This window comes from Polaromonas sp., from assembly GCF_012927455.1.
In the GTDB taxonomy this organism is placed as follows: Bacteria; Pseudomonadota; Gammaproteobacteria; order Burkholderiales; family Burkholderiaceae_C; genus Polaromonas.
Genome location: NZ_JABBPE010000004.1, coordinates 1 through 16,260, shown reverse-complemented (window position 1 = coordinate 16,260; position 16,260 = coordinate 1). Strand labels below are relative to the sequence as shown.

Here is a 16,260-nt window from a genome sequence, read left to right as displayed (position 1 = left end):
CTGAGCATACAGGCAGCGCGGCTGCATCTGATCGCGCTGATCAGCGCTGCTGCGTGTGCGTCACGCCGCCGCGAAAGCGTTCGGCCGCCTGGCGGATGACTTCGGCCAGCAGGTGTTCTTCGCCCTGTTTTTCGCGCAGCCAGCGGGCGTCGTTCTCGCCGCGCTCAACGCTGCTGCGCAGCAGGTGGATGCCTGCGCTGGCGCCTACGCTGGCGGCGTGCCGCTCGATCTGGCTCATGGTCAGGAGAATGTGCTCGCGCAGCGGCATGTGGCCGCCGTTGGCCGGGTCCACATAGACCGCGTCCAGGCCGAAACGGCAGGCCTGAAAACGGTTGTAGGTATAGACCAGATAGTCGTCTTCGCTTGGCATGAAGGGCTGCTCGTGCATGAACCATGAGGCCAGCGACTGCACGAAGCCGGCCAGCGCGGTGGCGCGCTCGACCGTCAAAGGGGTGTCAAAAACGCGGATCTCTATAGTGCCAAACTCCGGCTTGGGCCGGATGTCCCAGTAAAAATCTTTCATGCTCTTGACCACGCCAGTGTGCGTCATCTTGTCGAAGAAGACGGTGAACTCGTCCCACGTCAGCGCAAACGGCGCGCGGCCCGACAGCGGAAAGGCAAACACCGAATTAAGCCGCGCCGAGTCAAACGCCGTGTCTTGCCCCTGCACATACGGGCTGGAGGCCGACAGGGCGATGAAATGCGGAATGTAACGCGACATGCGGTGCAGGGTCAGCAGTGCCGTGTCGGCGTCAGGGCAGCCCACATGCACATGCTGGCCAAAAATGGTGAACTGCTTGGACAGGTAGCCGTATAGCTCGGACAGCTCGCGAAAGCGCGGCTTGTCATAAATGCGCCGCTCGTGCCACTGCTGGAACGGGTGCGTGCCGCCGCCGACCACGGCAATATTGAGCTTGTCGGCGCTTTTGACCAGCGCATCGCGGATCTGCGAAAGCTGGCCCAGCACTTCGGACGACGAGTGGCACACGCCGGTGGAAATTTCAATCATGCTCGATGTCATCTCGGGTACCACGGCACCGGGCAGCGGCACCTTGGCCATCAGGCGCAGCATGTCTTCGGCGTAGGGGGCAAGGTCGTAGTCGTGCGTGTTGACGAGCTGCAACTCCAGCTCAACGCCTAGCGACAAGGCGGCAGATTTCTGAAACGGTTCAAGACTCATGAACGGGTCCGGTAGAAGGGCTGCGGCTTAAAGGCGCCCAGGGTTTAGAGCTTTCGCCGGCGCCGTAGATGGCCACGGTGGCCAACACCGCACCGAGCAGTTCCATCAGCAAAATCGCGGGCAGGGCAACGCTGGCCATCTGACGCCCGAGCGGCCCGGAAGCCGCCACGTACTGCGACACCAGCAGCAGCGCCACCGACGACATCGGTGACATGGCGCAGCCGACCCACAAGGCCTGCTTCCAGCTGGCGCCGCTGCCGACATTGCCGATGGCCACGCCGGTAATTTTGGCCAACATGCGCGCTAGCACCAGCGCCAGCACCAGGCCCGCCACCGGGCGGCTCCAGTCGGCCTGCGCCGCCACCACCGAGACCAGCACAAACATCAGCATGGTGAGCATGGACGAGGCCGTGCCCATTTGCCGGGGCCAGGACCAGGGGCGCGGATTGAGTTGCTTGAGCAGCATGCCGCCCAGCAGCGCTGCCAGCGGCGCCGAGCCGCCAAAGTTGGCCGCCAGCGCGGCGCCAGCGGCAATCATGGCCAGCAGCAAGATGGCGGTGTTCTCGCTGGCCGGACTCATGACGCGCAGCGCGGTGCGCAGCGTGAGCGCCAGAGCGGCGCCCACCACTACCGACAAACCGAGCACCACCAGCACCGGGTAGAGCGTGCCGGACAGGTCGGACTCGCCGCGCGGCAGCATGCCGGCGCGCGCGCTGCAAAGCGTCAGTGCGTACAGGGTGCTGAGGGTGGACAGCACCAGCGCGCGCTCGGTCACCGGGCCTGCGGCTTGTGTGTCGATGACCACCCGTGAAAGCACCGCCGGCGACGCGGCCATGGCCAGCAGCGCGAGCGATTCGGCCACCATATCGCGCATGCCCAGTTTGCTGAGAACCCAGTACACCAACAGGAAAGTCAGCGTCGATTCGGCCAGACTTTGCACCAGCACCATCGGGTTGTGGCGAAACCAGCGCAGCGGGATGCGGCCGCCGGCTTCAAACAGCACCACGGCGACGCCGAGCTCCAGCAAAAACAGCCCGATGCCCTGCAAGGGCCAGACCGCGCCGCTGAAACCGGCCAGCCCGGCGAAGGCGCCAACCATCGAATAGCCCACCACCTTGGGCAGTCCGGTGTAGCGGTTGAGCAGATGACCGGCAGCGGCGGCCAGCGCTAGCAAGATCGACCACTGCACGGTAGGCAATCCGGCCGATGGTTTGATCCATTCGGCCCAAATGGCCAAAATTTCATTCATGAGGGAGTGTCTCCAAAGAGGTCATGACTGCTGTAGTCATGGGGTTTGGTCGGGCAGGGCTGCTGTTGGAGTAACCAGCCGTTATAGCGCGGCGCCCAATGCTTGTTTGCAGATACAACAAAGCGTTGCTTTAATTTACATCCATTATTCCCGTATGACTGTAGGACAAGGGCAAAGATCCCGGGCGACAACGGAGGCGGCAATCACGCCCGCTCGGGCATGAAAAAACTGCGCGGATGGCCGCGCCAGCGCGCCCAGATGGCAGCCCGAATGCGGGCGCGGTCCAGCCTGCTGACGTTGTGGGCTTGCAGCGCCAGGCGAAACGCCAGGTAAAAACTTACGCCCAGGTTGAGGGCACCAATCAGCGGAATGGCGGCCATACACCACCAGATCGCGGGTTGGCGCAAGGCCTCCAGGCCGAGCGAGGCCGCAGCCGCGGCCAGTTGCCCGGTCGACAGCGTGACGTGACGCACTTCGAGCTCGACGCCAAAGAAACCGGTGAACGCCGGAATCAGGCCAAGCATGAAACCCAGCGCAATATTGGAGGCAAAGCCAGAGATATTGTTGCGCATGAAGGCGGACCAGCGCGCCGCACGTTCGGCGCCCAGCACGGCGGTAAAGCGCGGGTTGTGGCGTATCGCCGAATCCAGCCGGTGCAGCACAAACCAGTTTTCGGTCCAGCCGGCAATCACGCTGGCGGCAAACAGGATGGCGCCGGTAAAAGCCGCCCACAGCAGCGTCGGTCCCAGCAACGTCAGGCTGGCCAGCACATGGCGGGCCTGATCGTTACCTATCATCGGGCGGCCCAGCAGCAGTTCGATCAGCGCGTTGATCAGCAGTACCGCAGGCACCACCATCAAGACATTGCCCAGCACCGCAGCCACCTGGGAGCGCACCAGGTGCGTGACCTCATCGACAAACGGCTCCACCGTATGGCTGGCTTCGGCGGAATCCATGTCCTTGAGCTTGGCCGCCATGGCGGGCGCCGTCATGGCGGGCTGCTTGGTGGCGAGCGTGAAATGCAGCAGCTGGATCACGATGAAGGTTGCGGCATAGGCCACGCCGGACCAGAAGCCGCCCCAGAAGGCCGACAGGCCGACGCCCACGACCATGAACTTGAGCAGCGTGGTGAAGGCCGTGACGGCGCCGCCGCCCATCGCCTTGCCGAGCATTTCCCGGTATTCGCCTTTGGTGCGGGTGATGTAGGTCTCGCCGGTTTCAGCGCTGCGCTCGGCCATCTTGGCCGACAGCAGCGTGGAATTGGCGCTGATCAGCGCGCCTATGCTTTTCATCTCCTGCGCGGTGCTGACGCGGCGCACCAGCAGCTTGAGCGCGGCCATGGCGGGCTTGGGCGAGGTCAGGCTGTCGAGCAATTCCCGCACCCGCAGCATGCGCTCGCGCAACTGGCGCAGGCGAAACACCATGCCCAGCGAGACGCCGTTTTCTTCCAGATGCGCATAAATGCTATTGATGGCCTGGCGACAGGCATCGAGGCGCGCGCGGTACTGCGAGAGGGCGGCTTGCAGTCGCGCCTCGTCGTGCTCGGCGCCGAAAAACGCGCTGCGCAATTCATCGATGTCGGCGGGCAGCGCATGAAAGGCGCGCGCGCTCGGCAAGCTGCCGTCCATCCGCAGCCTGAGCTCGGGCGCAAAACCGGTGGCGCGGATTTGCGCGGTGCAGTAGGTCAGCGCGTCCACCAGCATGTTTTGCCAGTGCAGTGCGTCCTGCACGGGGTGCGCCGACAGCAGCAGCACCAGCTGGCTGACTTGCGGCTCGCCCAGCGCGCCCATCCACTGCATATCGAAACGCGTGGACGCCACCAGCGGAAACAGCTCCGAAGCATCCAGCGTGTCCGGCGTGCCCGGCAGCAACTTGCGGCGCAGCCGTTCGGCCAGTTCACTGACAAAAGCGGTGCGCGGCGCAAAACCAAAATCAGCCAGCAAGGGGGTGATGTCCACGCTGTGCGCCAGCTGATGCCACCAAGTCTGCAGCCGCGCCTGCAACTCGGGCTGCATCTGCACCGCTTCGATGAAGGCCTGCACCCGCGCCACCGCCGCTGAGGCTGAGCGCTGGTCGCCGCGTATCCACTGAAACAGCCTGATCAGCCAGACATGGCGCTGCGCCACGTCGGCCGCCGGGTCTAGCTCCCTCAGCAGCGCTGCAAGGTCTCTCATCGGCGCTGGCAATGCAGTGGGTTCAACGCGGCGCGTTCAGTGCAGGGTGCGACCGGGCGAGGCGCCGCCGTGCTGCGCTTCCAGCAAAAATAGCGGAACCGGCACTTCAAAGCGCTCGCCATCTTCAGCCACGCAAAAATAACTGCCATGCATGGTGCCGCTGGCGGTGCGCAGGCGCGAGCCGCTGGTGTACTGAAACGATTGACCCGGCTTGAGCAGCGGCTGGTGACCGACCACGCCCAGTCCCTTGACCTCTTCGGTGTGGCCGTTGGCATCGCTGATGATCCAGTGGCGCGAAATCAACTGGGCCGGCACCTCACCGGTGTTGGTCAGCGTCACGGTGTACGAAAAGCCATAGATCAGCTCTCCCGGCGCCGACTGGTCGGGCAGGTATTGCGGGGTCACTTCACAGGTGAATTGGTATTTCGGCATGGCGGCAAAGAACAATAGACATTCATGTTAACCGCCCCGATTAGCCCGGCCCGAAAGCGGCAATACATAACCCCACGCCGGCTTGCTGCGACAATCTGGTGATGCTAAAAACCAAGCCGCCCGCCCATCGCATTGCGCCGTCCATTTTGTCCGCCGACTTCGCCCGTCTGGGGGATGAACTGCAAGCGGTCATTGCGGCCGGCGCAGACTGGATTCACTTTGACGTGATGGACAACCATTACGTGCCCAACCTGAGTTTTGGGCCCATGATTTGCCAGGCGCTCAAACCGCATGCCAAAAGGGCTGATGGCACGCCGGTACCGATTGATGTACATCTGATGGTGCAGCCGGTCGATAGTTTGGCCGCCGCGTTTGCCGATGCCGGCGCCGACCTGATCAGTTTTCACCCAGACGCTTCGGGCCATGTGCACCGTAGCATTCAGGCCATCAAGGCCAAGGGCTGCAAGGCCGGGCTGGTATTCAATCCGGCAGCGCCCATGGACGTGCTGGACTGGGTGATTGATGACATCGATCTAATTCTCATCATGAGCGTCAACCCCGGCTTTGGCGGGCAAAGCTTCATCGATTCGGCGCTGCGCAAGATCGAACAGGCTAGAGCTCGCATTGATGCATCGGGCAAGGACATTCGCCTTGAAGTTGATGGTGGCATCAAGCTGGAGAACATTGCGCGCGTGGCGGCTGCGGGGGCAGACACCTTCGTGGCTGGCAGCGCGATATTCGGCCAACCCGACTACCGCGCCGTGATAGCCGCAATGCGGCTTGAATTGGCCCGGTGAGGCGCAGGCCACAGGCGCAGGGGCTTTTGCAACCGGCAGTTTTTACGGCGGGTAGACAGCAGGTATACAGTAAGCCCCAGAATTTGACAGCGGGCATGAGCCTTGTCACGCCTCCTATCCACGAAAGCTTGAAAGTCGCCACGACATGCACTACACCGATGTTTACGCGGTAACGCCAAAAGGCAAACAAGAGTTGCTCAGCTCGGCGACCACGATTTCGCCAGCCGAGGTCGATTTGCTGATACGTTTTAACGGCTTGTTGACGCTGGCCCAGATCCGTCATGGCATGAGCGCTGTCGATGCGCTCACCAGCTTCGACACGACGCTCGGCATGCTCATCCAAAAGGGGCTGACGGCAGCCGTCGCGGCGGACCCTTTTGCGGCGTCGCTGCAGTTTCAGTTCAGTCATTCATCCATGACCGAGGTAGACGCCGAAGCCGATGCCTGCGCCGAATCCCTGAAGACCGCGCATTTCTATGTGCGCATTGCCAGGAACCGGGGGCTGCCGCGCGCGCGCGTGGCGGGCGCGCGGATGTCGGCGCTCATCGTTGACGATGAGCTGCAGCTGGCCAAATTTCTGGGTCATTTCCTGACCTTCGAGGGCTTTGATGTGCGTGTGGCCGGATGTCGCGCTGAAGTGGTGGCCGAGCTGCGCAAGCAGCCGGTTCCCGATCTGATTCTTCTCGACGTGATGCTGCCCGATGCCGATGGTTTCGACATCCTGCTCAGAATTCGTGCCCATCCGGCACTGAAGGACGTGCCCGTCATCATGCTGACGGCCAAGGCCACGCGCGAATCAGTTATCAAAGGACTGGCGGGCGGCGCCGACGGCTACATTACCAAGCCGGTGGAAACCGAGTATTTGCTGCAGGCGGTGCGCACCGTGGTGGGCTTGCACTAGCCTTGGAGTAGGGACCTGATGGTTGATGATTTTCTTCGTCAGAACGCTGGCGGTTTTGATGCGGCGATCATCGATCTGGACGGCACGTTGGTGGACACCATGGGCGACTTTGTGGTGGCGCTCAACCTGATGCTGGCTGAGCTGCCGCAGCGCGCAAGCGGTGATCCGCTGAGCCGCACGCTTGACGCAGCCACGGTCAGCCGGCTGGTCGGCAAAGGCTCCGAGCATTTGGTCAGATCGGTGCTGAAACTGTTGCAAACCCATATCGCACCAGCGCCATCGGCTATTGATTCGTTAGCTGCTTACGAATTGGCCTATGGCAGCTACCAGCGTCACTACGCCAGCATCAACGGCCAGCACGCGACGGTCTACCCCGGTGTTGTCGAAGGCTTGAGGGGCTTGCAGCGGGCCGGGCTCAAACTGGCGTGCCTGACCAACAAGCCCTTAGGCTTTGCCAGCAACTTGCTCAAGCGCAAGGGGCTGCACGGCTTTTTCAGCGGTGTATTTGGCGGCGATTCGTTCGAGCGCAAAAAGCCCGACCCGCTGCCTCTGCTGAAAACCTGTGAATTCCTAGGAAGCCAGCCGGGCCGCACGCTGGTGATTGGCGACTCCAGTAACGATGCCCAGGCCGCGCGCGCTGCCGGTTGCCCGGTGCTGCTGGTGACGTACGGCTACAACCACGGCGAGCCGGTGCGCGCGGTCGATGCCGACGGATTTATGGACTCGCTGGCGCAATTGGATTTGCAGCCGCAGCGGAACTGACCACGCAGCCGTTCTGGCCTCGATAGAGCATCGCGCGGGCCGGTGCTTCTGCCAGCTTTAGGAGGCATTGCCCAACAGGGCTTCCTTAAGTTTTCCGTCCGCTGGTTGCGGGCCCAGCCAGATGCGCAGCAGGGCGTTGAAAAACTCGATCTCCTTGAAAGGTTCGCCCTGCGCTTTGCCCTTGACCGTGACTATGGTGCCGCTGCCCGGAATCCAGTCGATGGTGAAATTTTCGCCGGGTAGCAGTTTTTTCTGGTCGGAAAAAATCTGGCCCATGCGGATTAACGCAGGGATCAGCTTGGCCATGTCGCCTCGGGGCGTGTTGTCTTCCAGGCCCCGGGTGAAGTTTTTGCCAAGCTCGTTGGCGTCAATCTCGCGCAGCAGCGTGATGCTGATGCGCTTCGGGCCCGGGGTGGCGAAGACCTCTTCCGGTGTGCTGGCCCGTTTGTCCAGATAAAGCCCCGCCACGTAAACCTTGAAGATCGCCTTGTAGCGAATGCCTGCGCCATTGAGCGCCAGTTTGCTGCCTTGAACCTCCACCGGATCAGCGACCTTGACGCCGGAGAGTTCGACAGTCGCAGCCGACAGGCCAAGCGACAGCACTAAACCAGCCAAGCCTGCTATGCAGCGCGCTATGAACGTCATGAAATATCCCTCAATGTCTATTTAAATAGAACGATCGTTCTATTTATCGGTCTATTTTCAGGTCCGCCGTCGTCTCTTGCAACAGGGTTTGCGAGATAGGTGTGACTACCAGTGGCGGTCGCTGCGCGCGCTGCCTTGGGTTTGCGCGGGTTTAAGTGACTTTGCGTAAAACGTACTGCGGCGCCGCGGGGTGTTTGCTACACTTTGCGTAACATGTTCATTCATTACATCGTTCATACAGGTTTTGCAGGCCGGGGAGCCTGGCTTTGGCGGGCCTGTCCTTGTCCTGTCCTGCAGGCTTGAAGCGCTCACTGCTTTAGTACATTGCCCGCTGGCCCTTACCCCTGCCACAGCGGCTGCTACATCCTGATTTAGCTGCGCTCTTGCACCACGCAACGAGCAGCCCCGCCCCGTAACTTGGGGTATTTTCAATGACAGGTGACGGCGTCTTCAGTACGTCGTTGATTGGCGAAGGACCTCATTGTGATTTCTGAACTCGAATTCAAAAGCCTGGCCAGCCAGGGCTACAACCGCATTCCACTGATGGTTGAAGCGTTTGCCGACCTTGAAACACCGCTCTCGCTCTATCTCAAATTGGCGCATTCCAAAGACGGCGGCAAGTTCAGTTTTTTGCTCGAATCGGTGGTGGGTGGCGAGCGCTTTGGCCGCTACAGCTTTATCGGACTGCCGGCGCGCACGCTGCTGCGCGCCTCGGGCTTTGGTGCTGCGGCCGTGACCGAAGTCGTCACCGACGGGCGCGTGGTGGAAAGCTCCGCGCTCAATCCGCTCGATTTCATCAGCGACTACCAAAAGCGCTTCAAGGTCGCGCTACGGCCCGGCCTGCCGCGCTTTTGCGGCGGCCTGGCCGGCTACTTTGGCTACGACACGGTACGCTACATCGAGAAAAAACTCGAGGCCTCGTGCCCGCCCGACACGCTGGGCTGCCCCGACATCTTGCTGCTGCAATGTGAAGAACTGGCGGTCATCGACAACCTGTCGGGCAAGCTTTACCTCATCGTTTATGCCGACCCGGCGCAAAGCGAGGCTTTCGCCAGCGCCAAAAAGCGCCTGCGCGAACTGCGGGAGCAGCTCAAATATTCGGTCAGCGCACCGGTGGTCAAACCCTCGCAGGGCTTTCCGGCCGAGCGCGAGTTTGCCAAGGCCGACTACCTCGCCGCCGTCGAGCGCGCCAAGCGGCTGATTGAAGCCGGCGATTTCATGCAGGTGCAGGTCGGCCAGCGCATCAAGAAGCGCTACACCGAGTCGCCGCTGTCTTTGTACCGCGCGCTGCGCTCGCTCAATCCCTCGCCTTATATGTATTACTACCACTTTGGTGATTTCCATGTGGTGGGCGCGTCGCCCGAGATTCTGGTGCGCCAGGAACAGACCGACGAGGGGCAAAAGATCACGATTCGGCCTTTGGCGGGCACCCGGCCGCGCGCCGCGTCGCTAGAAGCCGACAAGGCGGCCGAGCAGGAACTGATCAGCGACCCGAAGGAGCGCGCCGAGCACGTCATGCTGATTGACCTGGCGCGCAACGACATCGGCCGCATCGCCAAAACCGGCACGGTGAAGGTGACCGAGGCCTTTGCGGTCGAGCGCTACAGCCATGTGATGCACATCGTCAGCAACGTCGAGGGCCTGCTGCCCGACGGTATGACCGGCATGGACGTGCTGCGCGCCACCTTCCCGGCTGGCACGCTGACCGGCGCGCCCAAAGTGCATGCGATGGAACTGATCGACCAGCTGGAGCCGAGCAAGCGCGGCTTGTACGGCGGCGCCTGCGGCTATCTCAGTTACGCCGGTGACATGGATGTGGCGATTGCGATCCGCACCGGCATCATCAAGGATCAGGTGTTGTATGTGCAGGCGGCCGCCGGTATCGTGGCCGATTCGGTGGCCGAGCTGGAATGGAAAGAAACCGAAGCCAAGGCGCGCGCCCTGCTGCGCGCCAGCGAGTTGGTCGAAGAGGGGCTGGAGTAAACCATGACCCTGATACACAAGATCGAGGATTGCAGCACCATGGCCGACGTTCGCCGTCACATTGATGCGCTGGATGAGCGCATCGTGGCCCTGATGGCCGAGCGCAGCGGCTACGTGGCGCAGGCCGCCCGCATCAAGCAAAAGGCAACCCAGGTGCATGACCAGGCGCGCATAGACTTCATCGTCGATCGGGTGCAGGCCATGGCGAAAGAGCAGGGCGCACCTGAAGCCGTCATCAAGGCGGCCTACCGCGCCATGATTGACGCATCTATCAAATTTGAGCGCGGCGAATTCAAGCGCCTGCGCCAGGAGGCCTGAGCTATGTCACGCATGAAACTTTTGATGATCGATAACTACGACAGCTTTACCTACAACATCGTGCAGTATTTTGGTGAGCTGGGCGCCGAGGTGGAGGTCTTTCGCAATGACGAAATCACGTTGGCCGACATCGCCGCGCGCGCACCCGATCTGCTGGTGGTCTCGCCGGGCCCGTGTTCGCCGGCCGAGGCGGGTATTTCCGTGGCGGCGATCCAGCACTTTGCCGGCAAGCTGCCGATTTTGGGCGTCTGCCTTGGGCATCAGGCCATAGGCGCGGCATTTGGCGGCAAGATTGTGCGGGCCCAACAGCTGATGCACGGCAAGACCAGTGTCGTCACGACCACGCAGCAGGGCGTGTTTGCCGGCCTGCCAGAACAGTTCGTCGTGAACCGCTACCACTCCTTGGCGATTGAGAAATCGTCCTGCCCCGATGTACTGGACGTCACGGCCTTGACCGACGATGGCGAGATCATGGGCGTGCGCCACAAGTCGCTGCCGATTCAGGGCGTACAGTTCCACCCCGAGTCGATACTGACCGAGCATGGGCACGCCATGCTGAAAAACTTCCTGCAGCAAAAGGCATAATGATTGCTATTGATTTAATAGCTGATTACGCCCGTATTCATTGGGCTAGAGGCCAAAATGACCAATAAACTGATCGATTTCCGCAGCGACACGGTGACGCAACCTACTTTCGCCATGCGCGCCGCCATGCAAGAAGCAAAGCTGGGCGACGACGTGTTTGGCGACGACCCGAGCGTCAACGCGCTGCAGGAACAGATCGCCGCGATGCTCGGTTTCGAGGCGGCGCTGTTTGTGCCCACCGGCACGCAGAGCAACCTCTGCGCCATCCTGAGCCACTGCCAGCGCGGCGACGAGTACATCGTTGGCCAGCAGGCGCATTGCTACCGCTGGGAAGGCGGCGGCGCGGCGGTGTTTGGCAGCGTGCAGCCGCAGCCGCTTGCCCACCAGGCCGACGGCACGCTGGCCTTGGCCGATATTGAAGCCGCCATCAAGCCCGACGACGCGCATTTCGCGCGCAGCCGCTTGCTGGCTCTGGAAAACACGTTGGGCGGCAAGCTGCTGCCGTTTGACTATGTGCAAGCTGCCACGCAGCTTGCAAAAAGCAAAGGTTTGAATCGCCACCTGGATGGTGCGCGCCTGTTCAATGCTGCGGTGGCGCAAGCTGCACAGACAGGCAGCGATGCACACACGGAAGCGCGGCGTATTGCGGAATGTTTTGACAGCGTTTCGGTCTGCTTCAGCAAGGGGCTGGGCGCGCCGATTGGCTCGGCGCTGTGCGGCTCGCACGACTTTATTGCGCGCGCCCACCGCATTCGCAAGATGGCGGGCGGCGGCATGCGCCAGTCCGGCCTGCTGGCCGCAGCGGCGTCGCACGCGCTGGACCATCACATAGCGCGGCTGGCGCTCGACCATGCGCTGGCGCAGCGCCTGGCCGAGGGCCTGGCGGGCATCGCGGGCCTGCAGGTCGAAGCGCCGCAGACCAACATCGTGTTTGTCGACCTGAGCGGAGCGGCCAAGGCGCAGTCTGCGGCCCTGCTCAAGCATCTGGCCGATCAGGGCATTCAGGCCACCGGACTGTACCGGCTGCGCTTTGTCACGCATCTTGATGTGGACGTTGACGGCGTGGACCGCGCGGTCGCGGCCATCCGCCAATTTTTCCAAACCCGGGGGTAGCGCATGGGCGTCGACAACCTGTTGTTGTTTGTGCTGGCGGGACTGCTGCTGAACCTGACCCCCGGTCCGGATGTGCTTTACATCGTCAGCAACGCGCTGCGCTCGGGGGCGCGTGCCGGCATGGTGGCGGCGCTGGGCATCACCGCCGGCTGCTTTGTCCACATCTTTGCCGCCGCCGTGGGCGTGAGTGCGCTGATGGCCGCTTCCAGCACGGCGTTCAACCTGCTCAAATGGCTGGGCGCGGCCTACCTGGTGTATGTGGGGCTGCGCTTGCTGCTGGTGCGTCAGCCTGAAGGCGCGCCGTATGCTATTGATTTAGTAGCTGCTAACGCCCGTCCCGAAAGGGCTAAAGCCCTGAGGGACATATTTTTCAGGGGTTTCTGGACAAATGCGCTGAATCCCAAGGTGGCGCTGTTCTTCCTGGCCTTCGTGCCGCAGTTCATCGCGCCCGGCGTTGTTAACAAGCCGCTGGCGTTCTTGCTGCTCGGCTTGCTGTTCAATTTCAACGGCCTGTGGGTCAACCTCGGCTGGGCGCTGGCCGCCGCCTGGCTGGCGCGGCGGGTAGGCGCGGTGCAGCGCGGCATGCATTGGCTGGACCGCGCGGCCGGCCTGATGTTCATGGGTTTTGGCCTGAAGCTGGCTTTAACCGAGCAGCCACCGGCCTGATGGCCCAGAAAATCTAAAACAGTAACAGGAGCTACCCCATGCCTGACACCCACAAAATCACCGCGCAGGAAGCGCTGCAGCGCACCATAGAGCACCGCGAGATTTTTCACGACGAGATGCTGCACGTCATGCGCCTCATCATGAATGGCGAGATGTCCCCGGTGATGATGGCGGCGCTGATCACCGGGCTGCGCGTCAAGAAGGAAACCATCGGTGAGATCACCGCCGCGGCGCAGGTGATGCGCGAGTTTTCCACCAAGGTCCATGTCGCCGACAAAACCCATCTGGTCGACATTGTGGGCACCGGCGGTGATGGCTCGCACACCTTCAATATCTCGACCTGCGCCATGTTTGTGGCGGCGGCGGCCGGCGCCAGGGTCAGCAAGCATGGCGGGCGCAGCGTCAGCAGCAAGTCGGGCAGTGCCGACGTGATGGAGCTGCTGGGCGTTCACATCAACCTGCCGCCCGCCGCGATTGCCCGCTGCATCGAAGAGGTGGGGGTGGGCTTCATGTTCGCGCCGAATCATCATCCGGCGATGAAAAACGTCGCACCCATCCGCAAGGAGCTGGGCGTGCGCACCATTTTCAACATCCTGGGGCCGCTGACCAATCCGGCCGGTGCGCCCAATATTTTGATGGGTGTGTTCCACCCCGACCTGGTCGGCATACAAATCCGCGCGCTGCAGCGGCTCGGCGCCGAACACGCGCTGGTGGTGTATGGCAAGGACGGCATGGACGAGATCAGCCTGGGCGCGGCCACCGTGGTGGGCGAGCTCAAGAACGGCCAGATCAGCGAATACGAAATGCATCCCGAAGACTTCATGCTGCCCATGGCCAGCAACCGCGCGCTGCGCGTCGACACGCCCGAGCAGTCCAAAGCCATGCTGCTAGGCGTGCTGGACAACCAGCCGGGCGCGGCGCGCGATATTGTCATGCTGAACGCCGGTGCGGCGCTGTACGCCGCCAATGTGGCCGAGTCGGTGCAAGGCGGCATTGCGCTGGCGCGGGCAGCCCTTGAATCGGGCGCGGCCAAGGCGCGCCTGCAGCAACTCATTTCAACCACTGGCCGCCTCTCGCTGCAGCCAATCTAAAAATCACACCATGTCTGACATCCTGAACAAAATCATTGCCGTCAAGCGCGAAGAAATCGCCGAAGCGATCAATCGCAAACCGCTGCCCGCCATGCGCAAGGACGCCGAATCACGCGTGTTGACGCGCGACTTTGTCGGTGCCCTGCGCGGCAAAATCGCAGCTGGCCAGGCGGCGGTGATTGCCGAAATAAAAAAGGCCAGCCCGTCCAAGGGCGTGCTGCGCAACGACTTCATTCCCGCCGACATCGCCCAAAGCTATGCCGAGCATGGCGCGGCCTGCTTGTCGGTGCTGACCGACAGGCAGTTTTTTCAGGGCAGCATTGACTATCTGAAGCAAGCCAGAGCCTCGTGCGGCCTGCCGGTGCTGCGCAAGGATTTCATCATCGACGCCTATCAGGTCTATGAGTCGCGCGTCATGGGTGCCGACTGTATCTTGCTGATCGCCGCCTGCCTGGACGACGCGCAGATGAAATCGCTGGAGGCGCTGGCTTTTTCGCTCGATATGGCGGTGCTGATCGAGGTGCATGACGGGGCCGAACTGGAGCGCGCGCTCAAGCTCAAAACGCCACTGATCGGCGTTAACAACCGTAACCTGAACACCTTCGAGGTCTCGCTCGACACCACGCTGGGGCTGGCGGGCCAGCTACCGGCAGAGCGCCTGCTGATCAGCGAGTCCGGTATTGCGACGGTGGACGATGTCCAGCGCCTGCGCCGGGCCGGGGTCAACGCCTTCCTGGTCGGCGAGGCTTTCATGCGCGCCGAGGAGCCGGGCGAGGCCCTGCAGCAGCTCTTTGGGGCTTAGCGCGGCGATGGCACCGGCGCAACCTGGCGACATGTCGGCGTCGCACCAGTCTGAGCAACTGATCAGCGCCAACCCGGCGGCCTGGCCCGTGGCGCCCGGCTGGCGAGCCGTGACCGATGGCTTTTTTGCCAGTGAGGCGGGCCAAAAACTGCTGGATTTTCTACGCAGCCGCCTGGCCGAAGGCGCTGTGATATTTCCGCCGCAGCCGCTGCGGGCGCTGGAACTCACTCCACCCGGGCAGGTACGCATCGTCATTTTGGGCCAGGACCCGTACCACGGGCGCGGCCAGGCCGAGGGGCTGGCCTTCTCAGTCGCGCCCGGCGTGCCCTTGCCGCCGTCGCTGCGCAACATCTTCAAGGAATTGCAGCGTGACCTGGGCACGCCGCTGCCGTCGTTTCCCGCGCCTGGCGGCAGCCTGGTGCGCTGGGCAAGCCACGGCGTGCTGCTGCTCAACACCTGCCTGACGGTGGAGGAAGGCCGCCCGGCCAGCCACGCCGGGCAGGGCTGGGAGCACTTGACCGATAGCGTGATTCGCCAGGTGTCGGCGGGCGAGCATGCGGTGCTGTTCATGCTGTGGGGCGCCCATGCGCAAAGCAAGCGCGCGTTGATTGATGCCAGCCGCCATCGGGTGCTGCTGGCCAACCATCCCTCGCCGCTGTCGGCGCTGCGCCCGCCCTTGCCCTTTATCGGCTGTGGGCATTTCTCGCAGGCGCGGCTGTGGCGCGATGGGCACCATGAGGACAAGCCGTAAAAGTGGGGCTGTTTGCTGGGCGCTCTGTCTTTTTGATGTCCAACGCCTCTGCGGCGGTGCATCAACGGTTAAACAATAGTGCACTAAAGTTAGTGTTCACTGTCTAAAAATCAACCAATACAGGTTTGCAAGGCAGGCAACTTTTAAAGCTATTTGTCATCTCATCAACGTCGGCCAGGATAGAAGCGTGGCATAATCCGAGGTTCGCTTGAAGGATGGGTGTCCGAGTGGTTAAAGGAGGCAGACTGTAAATCTGTTCGCTAACGCGTACGCTGGTTCGAATCCAGCCCCATCCACCAGATTTTTTCTGATTTTCTTCGGGCGGGTAGTGAGCAGGCAGAGTTGCGCGGGAGTAGTTCAATGGTAGAACCCTAGCCTTCCAAGCTAATGACGCGGGTCCGATTCCCGTCTCCCGCTCCACAAAAATGCTTTGTGGAGAGAGTTTGTTGATTGAATTTGCGTCGCTGTGTGGCGCGAGAGTTTTTTGAGTTTGGCCCATTTGGCTCAGTGGCAGAGCACTCCCTTGGTAAGGGAGAGGTCCCGGGTCCGATTCCCGGAATGGGCACCATATTAGAGTTTGCGCGGCGCGGATTGCGCCGAGGCGGGCGGCGGTCGTTAACTGGTTTTGTAATTTTTTACAAATGTCTGGAGTTGAAAATGGGAAAAGAGAAATTTTCGCGGACCAAGCCGCACGTCAACGTCGGCACCATCGGTCACGTCGACCACGGCAAGACGACCCTGACAGCAGCCATCACCACCGTGCTCGCCGCCAAATTCGGCGGTGAAGCCAAAGGCTACGACCAGATCGATG

At 62.1% G+C, this 16,260-nt stretch carries 17 protein-coding genes and 3 tRNA genes; 15 read left to right on the top strand and 5 right to left on the bottom strand.

The features are described from left to right. Positions 1-40: 40 nt before the first annotated feature. From HHJ18_RS05265 to apaG, 4 genes are all read right to left on the bottom strand, one after another. On the bottom strand, positions 41-1,180 hold the full coding sequence (locus HHJ18_RS05265) for a YbdK family carboxylate-amine ligase (protein WP_296912314.1): 1,140 nt from the start codon (positions 1,178-1,180) through the stop codon (positions 41-43). Next, positions 1,170-2,429, bottom strand: coding sequence for a cation:proton antiporter (locus tag HHJ18_RS05260; protein ID WP_296912311.1), 1,260 nt, complete (start codon positions 2,427-2,429; stop codon positions 1,170-1,172). The genes HHJ18_RS05265 and HHJ18_RS05260 overlap by 11 nt, the downstream gene beginning before the upstream one ends. Before the next feature lie 203 nt (positions 2,430-2,632). Beyond that, on the bottom strand, positions 2,633-4,603 hold the full coding sequence (locus HHJ18_RS05255; RefSeq protein ID WP_296912309.1) for a site-specific recombinase: 1,971 nt from the start codon (positions 4,601-4,603) through the stop codon (positions 2,633-2,635). Positions 4,604-4,639: 36 nt separating this feature from the next. After that, positions 4,640-5,035 (bottom strand): Co2+/Mg2+ efflux protein ApaG, encoded by a 396-nt coding sequence (apaG, locus tag HHJ18_RS05250; protein WP_296912307.1) that lies wholly within the window; start codon positions 5,033-5,035, stop codon positions 4,640-4,642. Between the two features lie 101 nt (positions 5,036-5,136). Here apaG and rpe point away from each other — a divergent pair, with 101 nt between their 5' ends. The 3 genes from rpe (at position 5,137) to gph (ending at position 7,495) form a co-directional block, all read left to right on the top strand. Continuing rightward, a complete protein-coding gene (gene rpe / locus HHJ18_RS05245; protein WP_296912305.1) occupies positions 5,137-5,832 on the top strand; it encodes a ribulose-phosphate 3-epimerase in 696 nt (231 codons plus the stop codon). 145 nt (positions 5,833-5,977) lie between these two features. Then, positions 5,978-6,733 carry a response regulator gene (locus HHJ18_RS05240; protein WP_296912302.1) on the top strand — a complete coding sequence of 252 codons (756 nt, stop codon included), beginning with the start codon at positions 5,978-5,980 and terminating at the stop codon, positions 6,731-6,733. A gap of 18 nt (positions 6,734-6,751) precedes the next feature. Then, positions 6,752-7,495, top strand: a complete 744-nt coding sequence (gene gph / locus HHJ18_RS05235) for a phosphoglycolate phosphatase (protein WP_296912300.1) — start codon at positions 6,752-6,754, stop codon at positions 7,493-7,495. Positions 7,496-7,552: 57 nt separating this feature from the next. Here gph and HHJ18_RS05230 read toward each other — a convergent pair whose 3' ends face one another. Further along, on the bottom strand, positions 7,553-8,140 hold the full coding sequence (locus HHJ18_RS05230) for a chalcone isomerase family protein (RefSeq protein ID WP_296912298.1): 588 nt from the start codon (positions 8,138-8,140) through the stop codon (positions 7,553-7,555). Positions 8,141-8,623: 483 nt separating this feature from the next. Here HHJ18_RS05230 and trpE point away from each other — a divergent pair, with 483 nt between their 5' ends. From trpE to HHJ18_RS05170, 12 genes are all read left to right on the top strand, one after another. Further along, the gene (gene trpE / locus HHJ18_RS05225; protein ID WP_296912296.1) at positions 8,624-10,123 is read left to right on the top strand and encodes an anthranilate synthase component I; all 1,500 of its coding nucleotides are present in this window, start codon (positions 8,624-8,626) and stop codon (positions 10,121-10,123) included. A gap of 3 nt (positions 10,124-10,126) precedes the next feature. After that, complete coding sequence (locus HHJ18_RS05220) at positions 10,127-10,441, top strand: chorismate mutase (RefSeq protein ID WP_296912293.1); 315 nt, start codon at positions 10,127-10,129, stop codon at positions 10,439-10,441. A 12-nt stretch (positions 10,442-10,453) separates the two neighbouring features. Next, positions 10,454-11,026, top strand: a complete 573-nt coding sequence (locus tag HHJ18_RS05215; RefSeq protein WP_296912291.1) for an aminodeoxychorismate/anthranilate synthase component II — start codon at positions 10,454-10,456, stop codon at positions 11,024-11,026. A 57-nt stretch (positions 11,027-11,083) separates the two neighbouring features. Next, positions 11,084-12,139 (top strand): low-specificity L-threonine aldolase, encoded by a 1,056-nt coding sequence (gene ltaE, locus HHJ18_RS05210; protein WP_296912288.1) that lies wholly within the window; start codon positions 11,084-11,086, stop codon positions 12,137-12,139. A gap of 3 nt (positions 12,140-12,142) precedes the next feature. After that, the gene (locus HHJ18_RS05205) at positions 12,143-12,805 is read left to right on the top strand and encodes a LysE family translocator (RefSeq protein ID WP_296912286.1); all 663 of its coding nucleotides are present in this window, start codon (positions 12,143-12,145) and stop codon (positions 12,803-12,805) included. Between the two features lie 38 nt (positions 12,806-12,843). Continuing rightward, positions 12,844-13,896, top strand: a complete 1,053-nt coding sequence (gene trpD, locus HHJ18_RS05200; protein WP_296912283.1) for an anthranilate phosphoribosyltransferase — start codon at positions 12,844-12,846, stop codon at positions 13,894-13,896. A gap of 10 nt (positions 13,897-13,906) precedes the next feature. Beyond that, positions 13,907-14,698, top strand: a complete 792-nt coding sequence (trpC, locus tag HHJ18_RS05195; protein WP_296912281.1) for an indole-3-glycerol phosphate synthase TrpC — start codon at positions 13,907-13,909, stop codon at positions 14,696-14,698. 7 nt (positions 14,699-14,705) lie between these two features. Beyond that, entirely contained in the window at positions 14,706-15,449 is a 744-nt protein-coding gene (locus HHJ18_RS05190; protein WP_296912279.1) for a uracil-DNA glycosylase, read from the top strand. A 213-nt stretch (positions 15,450-15,662) separates the two neighbouring features. Beyond that, a tRNA-Tyr gene (locus HHJ18_RS05185) sits at positions 15,663-15,748 on the top strand. A 47-nt stretch (positions 15,749-15,795) separates the two neighbouring features. Continuing rightward, a tRNA-Gly gene (locus HHJ18_RS05180) sits at positions 15,796-15,869 on the top strand. Between the two features lie 73 nt (positions 15,870-15,942). Beyond that, positions 15,943-16,017: transfer RNA gene (locus HHJ18_RS05175), tRNA-Thr, on the top strand. 89 nt (positions 16,018-16,106) lie between these two features. Further along, positions 16,107-16,260: GTP-binding protein (locus tag HHJ18_RS05170; RefSeq protein WP_296912645.1), on the top strand; the 154-nt coding region annotated here is incomplete at its 3' end.

What these genes read in the sequence shown, in the direction of transcription:
- HHJ18_RS05265 (WP_296912314.1), bottom strand. Translation starts at nt 1,180, where the DNA reads ATGAGTCTTGAACCGTTTCAGAAATCTGCCGCCTTGTCGCTAGGCGTT.
- HHJ18_RS05260 (WP_296912311.1), bottom strand. Translation starts at nt 2,429, where the DNA reads ATGAATGAAATTTTGGCCATTTGGGCCGAATGGATCAAACCATCGGCC.
- HHJ18_RS05255 (WP_296912309.1), bottom strand. Translation starts at nt 4,603, where the DNA reads ATGAGAGACCTTGCAGCGCTGCTGAGGGAGCTAGACCCGGCGGCCGAC.
- apaG (WP_296912307.1), bottom strand. Translation starts at nt 5,035, where the DNA reads ATGCCGAAATACCAATTCACCTGTGAAGTGACCCCGCAATACCTGCCC.
- rpe (WP_296912305.1), top strand. Translation starts at nt 5,137, where the DNA reads ATGCTAAAAACCAAGCCGCCCGCCCATCGCATTGCGCCGTCCATTTTG.
- HHJ18_RS05240 (WP_296912302.1), top strand. Translation starts at nt 5,978, where the DNA reads ATGCACTACACCGATGTTTACGCGGTAACGCCAAAAGGCAAACAAGAG.
- gph (WP_296912300.1), top strand. Translation starts at nt 6,752, where the DNA reads ATGGTTGATGATTTTCTTCGTCAGAACGCTGGCGGTTTTGATGCGGCG.
- HHJ18_RS05230 (WP_296912298.1), bottom strand. Translation starts at nt 8,140, where the DNA reads ATGACGTTCATAGCGCGCTGCATAGCAGGCTTGGCTGGTTTAGTGCTG.
- HHJ18_RS05220 (WP_296912293.1), top strand. Translation starts at nt 10,127, where the DNA reads ATGACCCTGATACACAAGATCGAGGATTGCAGCACCATGGCCGACGTT.
- HHJ18_RS05215 (WP_296912291.1), top strand. Translation starts at nt 10,454, where the DNA reads ATGAAACTTTTGATGATCGATAACTACGACAGCTTTACCTACAACATC.
- ltaE (WP_296912288.1), top strand. Translation starts at nt 11,084, where the DNA reads ATGACCAATAAACTGATCGATTTCCGCAGCGACACGGTGACGCAACCT.
- HHJ18_RS05205 (WP_296912286.1), top strand. Translation starts at nt 12,143, where the DNA reads ATGGGCGTCGACAACCTGTTGTTGTTTGTGCTGGCGGGACTGCTGCTG.
- trpD (WP_296912283.1), top strand. Translation starts at nt 12,844, where the DNA reads ATGCCTGACACCCACAAAATCACCGCGCAGGAAGCGCTGCAGCGCACC.
- trpC (WP_296912281.1), top strand. Translation starts at nt 13,907, where the DNA reads ATGTCTGACATCCTGAACAAAATCATTGCCGTCAAGCGCGAAGAAATC.
- HHJ18_RS05190 (WP_296912279.1), top strand. Translation starts at nt 14,706, where the DNA reads ATGGCACCGGCGCAACCTGGCGACATGTCGGCGTCGCACCAGTCTGAG.